Annotated in this window: 5 protein-coding genes; all 5 read right to left on the bottom strand. The window is 53.7% G+C overall.

Annotated elements, in window-relative coordinates:
* Positions 1-331: 331 nt before the first annotated feature.
* Entirely contained in the window at positions 332-5,776 is a 5,445-nt protein-coding gene (locus ACYVF1_RS16160; RefSeq protein ID WP_461080533.1) for a beta strand repeat-containing protein, read from the bottom strand.
* Positions 5,777-5,914: 138 nt separating this feature from the next.
* The gene (locus ACYVF1_RS16165; protein ID WP_461080535.1) at positions 5,915-9,925 is read right to left on the bottom strand and encodes an ATP-binding protein; all 4,011 of its coding nucleotides are present in this window, start codon (positions 9,923-9,925) and stop codon (positions 5,915-5,917) included.
* Between the two features lie 421 nt (positions 9,926-10,346).
* On the bottom strand, positions 10,347-11,456 hold the full coding sequence (locus tag ACYVF1_RS16170) for a serine hydrolase domain-containing protein (protein ID WP_461080537.1): 1,110 nt from the start codon (positions 11,454-11,456) through the stop codon (positions 10,347-10,349).
* Between the two features lie 30 nt (positions 11,457-11,486).
* Entirely contained in the window at positions 11,487-11,735 is a 249-nt protein-coding gene (locus ACYVF1_RS16175) for a helix-turn-helix domain-containing protein (protein WP_461080539.1), read from the bottom strand.
* Positions 11,736-11,738: 3 nt separating this feature from the next.
* Positions 11,739-12,395 (bottom strand): DUF2975 domain-containing protein, encoded by a 657-nt coding sequence (locus tag ACYVF1_RS16180; RefSeq protein ID WP_461080541.1) that lies wholly within the window; start codon positions 12,393-12,395, stop codon positions 11,739-11,741.
* Positions 12,396-12,509: the final 114 nt, after the last annotated feature.

Below are 12,509 nucleotides of genomic sequence, written 5' to 3' on the forward strand. Positions count from 1 at the left end.
TTTCTCTACTGAGAATTATTCATTTAACCGGCCCATAACTTTCTGAACTTGCAACAAAATACCAGTCAAAATTTTAAGCACTATTTTGCAGTTGCCCATTATAAACTGATGGTACGTCCTCTTGTGACTAGCTGATTGACCCTTGAATATGCATGGTACATTTTACCTATTTCATGGTCCACTAGACCGTCCTTAACTTACTGTCCAATCAACTATAGCAGTCCACATTTAGAACGTAACGTATCATTGGAAAGCTTACTACATAATGGCATGTAGCGAAAACGCCCAACACAGTAAAGCGTTGGGCGTTTCCATCTGGAAATAAATTATCCTATTTAACTACTACTTTAAGCTGCTGGCGCTGAGTGTCTGTCTCAACATACAGTACTAGTAAACCACGACTATTGCCCACTGGTATGCTCACTTGCTCGATTGGTCCAGCCTGCGAGATACGCTGTTGAGCTACCCGTTTGCCTTGCTGATCTACCAGGTGTACCGTGACCGATTCACCTGCTACACCTTGAATCGCCAGTCTGATCTGCTCACTTTCGACGGGATTACCCAACACTTTCACCTGCAAACCCGTGCCAGCTTCGACTACTCCCTGACGGGCCGCACTACTACAGGCTGCCAGCCAGTTATAGGCAAAACTCGCCTGCGATGTACCCTGCTGAGCCCGCAGCTGCAATACCGGATTGTCCGTATAAAGTTGCAGCGTATACGGACCGGGATTCGTTGTGGGCAACATCTCGTTGACAACTGAGAAACTAATTGGCTCACTTGTGGTATTGCTGTACTGAGGCTGGAACGTCAGCGACCGCCGGTTGGCGCTAATGGTCACGCAACTCAGCGTCTGAACATCCGTGATAGCAAAGCCCACAGGCGCATTCGCCGGCAACACCGTCAGCGAGAAGGTCGTACTCACGCTCAAGCCGCTGGGGTCGGTGGCCGTCACCGTCACACTACTTACCCCGCTCACACTGGGTACGCCCCCAATTTGGGTCGGTGGACTGAAACTCAGCCCCGCCGGTAGGCCACTAACCGATAAAGTCAGCGTCGTTGGCGTTTCGTTATCAGTGAAGGTGAGCTGCGGAATCGTATAGCCAAACGCCTGACCGACCCGGGCAGTCTGGTTAGTTAGAGGCTGGTTCACCCGTGGCGGAGTGTTAGGCGCAGGACTCGAACAGGCCGCCAGCCAATCATACCGATAGCTTGTTTCACCCGGCGTGCCGTTCTGGCTAGCCTTCAGCACAATGCTGGGGTTGTCATTATAAAGTTGCAAGGAATATGGCCCCGGATCGGTGGTAGGGAACAATTCATTCACCACCGAGAAACTGATCGGTTGGCCATTGGTGCCACTGTAAACCGGCGTGAAGCTAATGGCGTAGCGATTGCTGGCAATCTGCTGGCAGTTATTGGTCGTCACCGACGTAATGGCGAAGCTGCCCCCCGAAGGCGTTGGCTGAACCGTCAGCCCAAAACTGGTGCTGGCTGATAAGCCACCGGGGTCAGTAGCCGTCAGCGTTACGTTGGTAGTGCCCGGCTGGGTGGGTGTGCCCGAAATCACCCCATTTACCAGCGAGAGGCCAGCGGGCAATTGGCTACTGGTCAGCGTGAGCGCATTGGGCGTCTGCGCATCAGTGAACGTAGCGCTCACATTCAGGCTGAACGGTTGTCCCTGACTAGCCGTTTGATTCGCTACTGGATTAGCCACCGTGGGCGGGGTATTGTCGGAAGCGGGCTGCACCACCGTCAGCATGAACGTAGTGGTCACCGTCAGACCACCGGGGTCGGTAGCCGTTACGCTGACACTGCTCACGCCTGCTACGTTAGGTACTCCGCCAATCTGATTGGGTTGGGTAAAGTTCAACCCAGCGGGCAAACCTCCGACAGAGAGCGTCAGGCTGGCTGGCGTTTCGTTGTCGGTGAAGGTGAGTTGCGGAATCGTGTAGCCAAAAGCGTCACCCACCTTAGCCGTCTGGTTAGGGATCGGTTGATTCAATCGAGGGGGTGTATTTGGCATAGGACTCGAGCAGGTTGCCAGCCAATTATAGGTATACGAGGCCTCCCCTGGATTACCCGGCTGGTTGGCCTTCAGCACAATCACCGGATTGTCGGTGTAGAGCTGCAGCGTGTAGGGGCCCGGTGCCGTGGTGGGGAAGATCTCATTAACCACCGAGAAGCTGATGGGCTGCCCGTTGGACCCAACGTAAACCGGCGTGAAGCTGATAACGTAGCGGTTAACGGCAATCTGCTGGCAGTTGTTGGTTGTTACGTCCGTAATGGCAAAATTCCCTGCTGGCACTACCGTTACTGTAGCCACACCCTGACAGGAGCCCGTGGTACCCGTCACCGAATACTGGCCTGGGGTGTTGACAACGATAGACGTAGTGCTGGCCCCGGTGCTCCAGGCGTAGGACGTAGCGCCACTAGCCGTGAGCATAGTGCTCTGGCCCTGAGCAATCGTCAGCGACGGATTGGCCGTAATGACCACCGTAGGCTGCGTATTGTCCTGAACCACCTGGGCGCTGGTGCTGCTGACGCAACCATTGCTGGCAGTCAGGGTAACCGAATACGTCCCGGCGGTCGTAACCGAGATCGTTGGGGAGGTAGCGCCGGTACTCCACTGATACGTACCGTTGCCGCTGGCTGTCAAGCTCACACTCGTATTGGTGCAACTCAACGTAGCACTGGCGGGGTTGATGCTCACCGAAGGCGCTACGTTATCCTGGAAGACCTGAGCCGTTGCGGTAGCCGTGCAGCCATTCGTAGCGGTCACTGTCACCGAATACATTCCCGCCGACGTAGCACTGATGACCGACGACGTAGCGCCGGTGCTCCATTGATACGTACCGTTGCTGCCCACTGCCGACAGGCTCACCGTTGGATTCGTACAACTCAACGTAGCACTGGCCGGACTGATGCTTATGGACGGAACTGCGTTATCCTGATAAATTTGTATAGATGTGGTCGATGAACAGCCCGATGCCGTTACGCTCACCGAGTAGGTGCCTGATGCATTCACCACCGCCGTGCCTGCCGTGGGGTTCTGACTCACCACGCCCGGGCCACTGAAGGCATACGTAGTGCCCCCCCCGGCCGTTAAGGTGAGCGAGTTTTGGCTACAGTTCAACGTCGTACCGGGCGTTGCCGACAAACTTGGCGTGGGGATGGGGTTAACATTGACCGATGCTGTAGCGCTGGCCGATTGGCCGTTACTGGTAACAACCAACGTAAAGGTTCGTAATCCAGTGTTGAGCACGGTGAGCGACTGGCTGAAGGCAGTGCCACTACCCGGCCCTGAAATAGCCGCGTTGCCATCCGAAAGCGTATAGGTGTACCCGCCGTTCACGCTGCCCAGATTAGCCGTGAAGCTCACCGGCTGGCCAACGCAGACGCTGGTGCTGGTGGCCGCGAAGCCCGTAACGGTGGGGGCCGAGGGCGTGTTGGTCAAATTGAAGCTGACAGTCGTACTGGCTCCCTGGGTACTGGCTGCTACGATGTAAGGACCGCCCGCCGTGGCGTTGGCCGTGACCGGGACCGAGGCCGTGGTGCCAGTGATGGTAGCCGTCACCGACACCGGGTTGATACTGGCCCCACTGGCAGGACCGGAGTAGGTGACTCTCCCCCCCGCTACCGGCTCGCCATTAGTGCTGCCCACTGTCACCACCAGCGGATTGGCAAAAGCCGTGCCCACCGTAGCCGTCTGGTTGTTGCCGCTGGTCAGCGCCAGGGTAAAGCCCTGGGATTCGAAGGCACCTACATCGGTTACTCCTACCCGGCCGATGCCACGCTGATCGGTGGTGGGCGCCCCTGAGCTGGTACCTGCATTGATGGCCGGGCTGCCCGGCAGCAAGGCATGGGTGAGCAAGGAGCCACCATAGTTAGCCAGCGGAGCCAGCAGCGCATCGACACCTACGATGTTGTTGTTAACCCCATTGGTAAGCCCACCCGAACCACCTGTGCCGATCACATTGTAGGACGAACTGGCGTCGACCGCACTGGGACCCGAAATATCCGGATTAGCAATGGCACTATTACCCGCCACAATACAATTTTTGAGTACCAAAGCGCCGGAGCTATTCGTAAAAATGGCTCCTTCATTGCCCATGTTCCCGGTTATGGTCGTGTTTATGAGTGTAGCGCTTGCGTCGGCGCCCAAACCGACTGCATTACCCTGAGCGGTTGCTCGGTTACCGCTAAACGTACAATTGGTGATGAGGCCAGTACTGCCGTTACGGAAAGAAATTCCTCCACCGTAGAATCCAGAATTGGCTGTGAATAAGCAATTCGTAATTGTAGCCGGCCCAAAAGCGGATGTAATTCCTGCTCCTCCCCCAACGTTCGTATTGCTCGAAAACAGGGTGTTTGTCACGTTGATGGAGCTTCCATTTTGAAAAATAGCTCCGCCTTCACTCCCAGCGCTCTCAGCTGAATTACCAATAAAGGAACAGCTATTAATAGTTAGTGGATGAGTAGTTATAATGGCACCTCCGTCATTCGTAGTGCGATTATTTCGGAATAGACAATCGGTGAGTGTTAACGATGAGCCATCATTATTAATGCCTCCGCCACTAGCCTGATCTGCAAAACCATCGGCTATCGTAAATCCGTTGAAACTGACGATGTTTTCACTGCCATCGTTGGTATCGGGGAGGATATTAAAAATTCGGTAGTTGCCCCCTGTGTTACGTTGCACGGTCAGATTGCTGGCCCCCGGCCCGATGAAGGCGATATCTTTGGTAATATCCGGCAGCACACTAGCCAGATTGATGGTACCGCTCACGCTGGCGGTGATGGTGAAAGGGCCTGGGCAGGAAGTAGCGGCAATACTGTTCATGGCCTCGCGCAGGGTGCCGGGACCACTATCAGCGGTGCTGGTGACCACATAACTGCTCGTACAGGGCAATGCATAGGTGATAATAACCTGCCCATTGCCTGAGTTGCCATCGGTGTTACCCGTCCGGGCAAATAGCCGGGTACCCGCTGTAAACGAGCCGCCCCCACCGCCCACGCCTGTGTAGCCCGCTCCGCCCCCCGAGTAGCCACCACCACCGCCCCCACTTGTAACTCCCTCATCCGAGCTACCGCCCCCGCCGTAGCTACCGTTCACAGCGGCTGAGCCGCCCGCTCCTCCGTTGGTAAACGAACGACCACCCGCATTCGGATACGTCGAATTGCCGCCCCCGTTTCCAGTAAAGCCCCCGCCCCCGCCCGCACCATTCGCCCCACTACCGCCACCGCTACCATTCGTGCCACCATCACCCGGATTGTTATTATTGCCACTAAAAGCAAACCCTCCTCTACCGCCACTGGTACCCGACTGGCCATGTTTGGCGTCGGTATTACCGTTTATAGTCGAGGCTCCCCCGCCACCACCCGCAATGACCAAGGGGGTGGGGGTAGCCCCCGTTGCAGGGCCGACTACAAAGGAGCCTCCGCCCCCGGCACTGCGACCATTCAACGACTGTCCTACCAGTACACTCAGCGTCTGACCGGGGGTGACGCTCACCAGGGCGGCCACAATGGCCCCTTTGCCGGCGGTCGCTCGTCTATCTTCAGTATCCCCGCCCTCTGCCCCCCGAGCCTCAATGGTGAGCGACGTAACGCCAGCAGGTACCGGCCAGGTTACAATCGAGCCGGTGTAGGAAAAACTCACTACCTGTGTTTGGGCCAATGAGCTATTGACTATACTGAAAAATAAAAGCAGCACTAGGGCTGGCCAGTGCCAATCCTTACGATGTCCCTTGCGGGATTGAGTAGTTGTTGAGGACATAATAAACGTAGCAGGGGGTTAGGTTTCCTGCGGGCTCAAAACTACATTAACGAAGCAGCGGGGGGTTAGGACAAATGTTACATGCCTATGGTAAAGATGTTACATTTGGCCAAAATCGGGCTTTTTTAGCCGAAAAGACTACGATTGCGGGGTATGATCAGCCTGCTGGTAAGCGGTCGGCGTCAGGCCATACTGTTCGCGGAAGCAGCGGGTAAAGTAGCCCGCATCATCGAAACCGACGGCTTGCGCTACGTCAGCTACAGAATGATTTTCCCGAAGCAGGTGCCGAGCCTGCCCCAGACGATAGTTACGTAGCAGCTCGACAGCTGTGAGGCCACTCAGGGCTTTCACTTTTCGGTAGAGATGCACCCGGCTTAACTCCATCGTTCGAGCCAGCTCCTCAACGCCAAACGTGGAATCATTCAGGTGCTGCTGCAAAACAGCTTGCACCTGATCTATAAACGGAACTTCCGCATTTAGTACTACCGATTCAGTACGTTCATTGACAGACTCGCTGGATTCTAGCAGCAGCTCCTCCGGACGTAGCAACTGCTGTTGCAGCCAGCTGCGTTGTCGCTGTTGCTGAGCCAATAAATTTTTGAGCTGTAGTTGCAGTTCACCCACGTGAAAGGGTTTGGCCAGATACGCATCGGCGCCCTCCGTCAGCCCGATTAGCCGGTCTTCGTGGGTTACTTTGGCTGTCAGCAGCAATACCGGAATATGGCTGGTACGTAAATCTGCTTTCAACCTACGGCACAACGTATAGCCATCCATACGGGGCATCAGTACGTCGCTGATAATTATGTCTGGACCATTCTCCAGCGCCTGCTCCCAACCCGCCTGACCATCGATTGCCTGTTGAACCCGATACAATGGTGTGATCGTTTGGGCAATAAACTCACGTAGTTCATCATTATCTTCAACTACCAGAACCAGAGGCCGTCCATCCGGTGATACGTCGGTTTCTGGACCGGAGAGAGTCGTTTCGGAAGTAGGTATAAACGTATTGCCCGGCGTCAGGTCATCGGCCGAAACGAGTTGGTAAGGAAGTTTAACAATAAATCGGGTACCGCTGTGAGCAGTCGTCCACGGACTTTCCACGCGCACGGTGCCTCCCTGCAACGTAACGAGCTCGCTAACCAACGCCAAGCCAATCCCCGAACCCGGTGAAGAGGCCGACGTGGGCGCAGCCTGATAAAATCGGTCAAATATCCGTTCCTGTTCAGCAGTCGTCAGTCCTGGCCCAGTGTCATCAATAAGTAATGTTACACCGGCACGTAGCGTCACATGAATACTTCCCTGCTGGGTAAATTTAATGGCGTTCGTAAGCAGGTTCAGCGTGATACGTTCCAGCTTTTCCGCGTCGAACCGATACGTAGCAGCGGGCAGTTCGTTGCTAAACGTAAGTTTCAGCCCTTTTTTATCAGCCTCGAAACGTACCGATTCGATCACTTGCGCGACGAACGTACTCAGGTCACCCGGCCGTTCGTCGATACGTACCACACCCGCTTCCAGCCGTGAGAGATCCAGTAGCTGATTCGTCAGGTTCAAAAGCTGATGCGCATTACGGTCGATGGTCGCCAGCCAGTTTTGTTCTTCGGGTTGATGAATTGCTTTTTTCAGTTGTTGCGTTGGACCCAGAATCAGGGTAAGTGGCGTGCGCAGTTCGTGTGTTACGTTGGTAAAAAAACGGGTTTTCAATTCATCGAGCCGACGGAGTTGATCGGCTTCCCGCTGCTGCGCCATACGTTCCTGCTGCTGAACGATGCGTTCCTGTTGCAGCCGAAACTGTCGATAGCGAAACCGGATGTAGGCTCCCACTAACCCCAGCGCCACCAACCCGTAAGCCAGATACGCCCATGCACTTCGCCACCAGGGAGTCTGAATGGTAAACGTGAGCTCCCGAACGTAGCGGCTCCACCTGCCGGTTGTGTTGGCGGCTTGAATCTGTAGTCGGTACGTTCCCGGCGGCAATGCTGTAAAGATAGCTTCCGGTCGTTGTGTGACTACCCAGCCCGGCGATAACCCACTTAACTGGTAGCGGTATAATGCCTGTCCCAGCCGGTTATATTGCATGGCCGCAAAACGTACCGTGATGAAGTTTTGATTATACGGCAGCGTAAGCGAACGTAGCGAATCTGGTGGATTTACGATCAATAAGGAATCCAGCAGCGATCGATTATTAACCAGAATATCTGACAACTGCACCACCGGCTGGAACGTATCAGGGCGGATGGTACGTGGGTTAAAACCAACCGGTCCCGTGATGCTTCCCAGTATGATACGTCCGTCGGGCATCGATACCGCGTGGAAGCGGTTAAATTCGTCGGCGCCCAGGCCATCTTCCTGCCTGTAGATTCGGATTTGTCCCGTACGTTGGTCGAGCTGACCTAACCCCTGATTGGTCGCTATCCAGACTGACCCCCAACGATCTGGAATGGCCGCATACACTACGTTGTTGGGCAATCCTTGGTGGGTAGTTATACGCCTGCTACGTCCGTTACGTTTGTCGAACTGACACAACCCGCTCCCGAAGGTTCCGATCCAAAGCTGGTTGGCATCAAGCGGATCGGCATTTAGCCAGTAAAGATTATCGCTACTGAGCGAGGTGGAATCCAGAGGTTGGCGCTGGTAATGTCGGATCTGACCGTTACGTCGGTCAATCCGGTAAAGCCCCGTGCTGGCGGTAGCGATCCAGAGGGCCTGTCGGTCAACGACCGCCTGAAGCATGGCCGAATGAATGGAGGATGAGAAAGCATGGGCAAAACGTACCCATCGCTTCAGACCGGTATCATAGTAGCCCGTCCAGTCGGGATGAACCAGCCACACTTTTCCGTCGGGATCGGTGGATAGTAAGGTGGGGCGTTCCAGTTGATAATCACGCAGAAGAACCGGTCCGGCAACGGAAGTAATTTTCCGGGCGACGGGGTCGAGTCGGTATAGTGGCGTGCCTCCGACAGCAAACCAAAGCTGCCCGCTGGCGTCAATTGTTGACCGAAAATTATAAGCCGATACGTTGGTAGGTAACGCGGCTACCTGGGCGGCAGGTACACCTGCGTAATCGGTCAGCCAGTCATGGATAAATGAGTGCTGGTAGGGATCATTTCGGAAGGAAGCTGCCCGTAGGTTTATCTTATGCACGCCCGCCAGATCGGTCCCCATCCACAGTACATCCGACTGGTCGACGAATAAAGACACATATTTCGTGGCTCGGTTGGGGATGGTTATCGCCTGTAAACCCTGCGCGTCTGTGTATCGAAACAACTGCTGCCCCAGATTAAGGTATTCAACGCCCTGGTGATCAGCGGCAATTTGATTAGGCCACGACGCCTGTTTGTTCAGCTGCGTGAGTGGGTACGTCCGGGTTTGGCCCGTCTGCGGATTCCAGCGTATCAGCCGCCAATCAGTGCATAACCACAGCTCACCATTGGGCCGCCTGTAGAGTCGACGAATAGGGTCAGTTATAGTCTCATTATCAGCTAATAAAGTTCTGAATTGAGCCGGATAGCCAACGTGACTAAACCCGTTCTTCACTGGATCGAAGAGGTCTAGTCCGTGCGCCGTCGCGATCCAAAGTTGGCCCCGACCATCTTCCTGAATAGCCGTTATGACGTTGCTGCCCGGCGATGCAGGCTGATCAATCTGGTGTGGGTGACGGACAAAACGCCGACTATCCATCTCATAATGAGCGAGGCCACCCCGGCGGAAAGTAAGCCAGAGCCGACGATGCGAATCCGGATAAATGCTTAGCAGGGTATCGCGTCCAAACGTTTGTCGATAGGCGGGCTGGCGAGAAAGATTAAGAAAGGTTTCATGAACCGGGTCGAATCCATCAAGGCCAAACTGATCGTTCTGAATCCAGATATAGCCATCAGGCGCCATAGTCAGGTTGGTCAGTCCAGGCGAGGAAAGGGCGGGTCGGCCATCAGCAGTCGGTTGAAAAACCCGAAACGAATAGCCATCGTAGCGGGCCAGTCCGTCGCGGGTAGCCATCCAGATAAAACCGCGTTTGTCCTGTACAATGGCGGGCACAAACGCCTGAGGCAATCCCTGCCGGGCAGAAATCAATTCCGGCTTGGGTAAGGGAATAGTCTGCGCTTTGGTCGGCTCGGTCTTTATGACTGCCAATATCAGGTGCAGGAGCCCCATAAATACAGCAAACCACTCATTACCAGTCCAATACCTCCCTTCCCTATGCATTCCCCCAACCTAATTCTTGTCCGTTGGTAAATATACGATTATGTTACAAAGAAGGATTGATAATTCATATGCTATACCTAATCTATGATTCCAAAAAGGAAGCGAGTTAAAACCAAAATGCTTCCCTTGGGCATCAGGAGTGAACCCTTCCAAACGCCCACTTGTGCCTCCTCGGGCCCGAACTGCGGCCAAATACGCAAACAAATTTGACCTGACCTTTGGTTTAAAGGCCATTGTTCAGCGTGAAAAGACCTTATTGAAACCTGCCTGGCCGCCAGGTGACCGGCGCTATCTAATTCCCAAACCATGATTGCGTCTTTTTCTCGGAATATCTCCAGCAGCCTTCTAGCTAGTAAATCCCAATATCATTCTACGGCTTAGCGTTGTACGGACGAACTCCAAAACAGGCAAATAATGGATCGGCACAATTCAGCCCTAAGGCCACCACGCGCTGGCCAATTCGTAAGCCCCGATTGGCGATATTAGCTAGATAGACAACCGCCTTCTTTTGGTCTGGGGAGCCGATCACATACCCACTCGCCGATGGGCTTTTGGCCCATTGACAGAAGAGATCTCCAAAGGCGGTGTGTTGAACGGCAATCCCCAGCCCCCAGGAGACTTGACCTGGCTGACAAATATCGGTCTGGACCTGTGACGTCAGTAAGCGGGCAGGCGAGTTTTCAGTTGACTCTACCGGCATCATGGCGGCAATCACAAAGCGAGCATAATCCGCAGCAGTCGTTCGTAACGTATGGGCCACATTGGCAGCTTCAACCTCATCGGACACTAATCTTCCGGCTCCATCATAGGAACGGACATAGGAAAGCGAGTCAGCGGGTTGATACACGTAGCTGGAATGGGTCATTCTCAAGGGTTTAAAGACCGTTTGCTGCATGAAGTGTTCAATAGGCTGCCCGACCAGGTATTCGACCACCGTTTGCAGCAGATAATAGCCTTCGCCTGAATAGCTGTAGCGGCTGCCGGGCGGAAACAGCGTGATTATGGGTTTCCCGTCGGCACGCCAATTAGGCAAACCGCTGGTATGATTTAACACCATACGGGCCGTAATCAAGGCGATCCGATCATCAGCCATAGGGCCTTTCAAGAACTGAGTTTGTAAGTAGTCCGTTGGTACGTACTTCACTAAGGGGGTATCCAACGCTATTTTGCCTTGAGCGCTCAATTGTAAGACGGCATAAGCGAAAACAGGCTTGCCTAAAGATGCGGCTCGAAAAATAGTGGCCGTTGAAACAGGTTGTTTGGTGAGGCTATCTTTTATGCCAAAGCTCTCCTGCCAACTAATCTGTCCATTTTCTATCAGGGCAATGGACAAGGCCGGAATAGCCGCGCTGTCCAGAATGGCCGGCAGAGCAGTCTGTAAAAGGTGGCGATGCGATTGAGCCAACAGCGGTAAGCCCATCAGTGTCAGCGCAGCGGCCAGTACACGTAACAGCCATCGGTTAATACGAGTATGAGCCATAAGGTATCTAGGAGAAAGAATTGGCAGGAATCAGTGCAAGGTGTGTTCTGCGAGCGACTTTGATGGGGTGGAACTGTCGGATTCAAAATCAAGAATATCGCCCGGTTTACAGTCCAGGGCCTGACAAATGGCTTCCAGCGTGCTAAAACGAATCGCCTTGGCTTTGCCTGTCTTCAAAATCGAGAGGTTGGCCAGCGTGAGGTCTACCTTTTGGGCCAGTTCCGAAAGCGACATCTTGCGTTTGGCCATCATCACATCCAGGTTAACAATAATGGGCATGAGTCAGACCGTTAGTTCGTTTTCAAGTTGGAGTTCGATGCCCCGTCGGTAGACCTGGGCTAAGGCTAATAAAATCAAACCCAGCAACCAGGGGCCATCCAACTGGATATCTACGCTCAGCGAAGCTTGACTGGCCAGTCGGATTTGCTTGAAATAGGGCTTTGTCTGCTGCCACAGCGCCAGTTTCAGCAGTGCTTCAATGATCGTTTGTCCTAAAAACAGGAACCCCATGATTGTAATGCGTTGGGCAATAGCCGCCTGAAAAGGGGATTGAATCTGAACCGAACGAAAAATTTGCCGAAGTAAAAAGAACATCCAGGCTGCGGTTACCAAGCCGACCAATCCGAGCAGACTCATCAATAGACCAGGTATGGACCGAATTGGCACCTGGAGTTGCCCTGTTTGTTTTTGAGGGGTCAATAACAACTGAGGCTGGCCAGTAGTGGCAATGGTTTTATCGCTGGCGGGCGCCCAGGCTACTGGAACAGATACATAGTTGGGCTGCTCCTGATTGAGTGGAAATGGACCGGTTTGTGCCTGTAAGAGCTTGAGACAGCTCATGGCTGCGAATACAATCAGAGCTGCTAATACCAAATAGTAGAACAGAGTAACCAGCCGCTCGACGGTGGGAAATACCCAATAAGATGATCTTGTCTCCATGTGCATCGAAATTATGTTGATGGCACAAAGGAAAGACTATTTATCGAAAAACAATAAATATTAACCGAATATCGGTTAATATTTATTGAATTAACAAAAGTACAGAACTATCGC

It is taken from the genome of Spirosoma flavus, from assembly GCF_054778555.1.

Excerpts from the sequence above, each read along its gene's own strand:
- ACYVF1_RS16160 (WP_461080533.1), bottom strand. The coding sequence starts at position 5,776 with ATGTCCTCAACAACTACTCAATCCCGCAAGGGACATCGTAAGGATTGG.
- ACYVF1_RS16165 (WP_461080535.1), bottom strand. The coding sequence starts at position 9,925 with ATGGGGCTCCTGCACCTGATATTGGCAGTCATAAAGACCGAGCCGACC.
- ACYVF1_RS16170 (WP_461080537.1), bottom strand. The coding sequence starts at position 11,456 with ATGGCTCATACTCGTATTAACCGATGGCTGTTACGTGTACTGGCCGCT.
- ACYVF1_RS16175 (WP_461080539.1), bottom strand. The coding sequence starts at position 11,735 with ATGCCCATTATTGTTAACCTGGATGTGATGATGGCCAAACGCAAGATG.
- ACYVF1_RS16180 (WP_461080541.1), bottom strand. The coding sequence starts at position 12,395 with ATGGAGACAAGATCATCTTATTGGGTATTTCCCACCGTCGAGCGGCTG.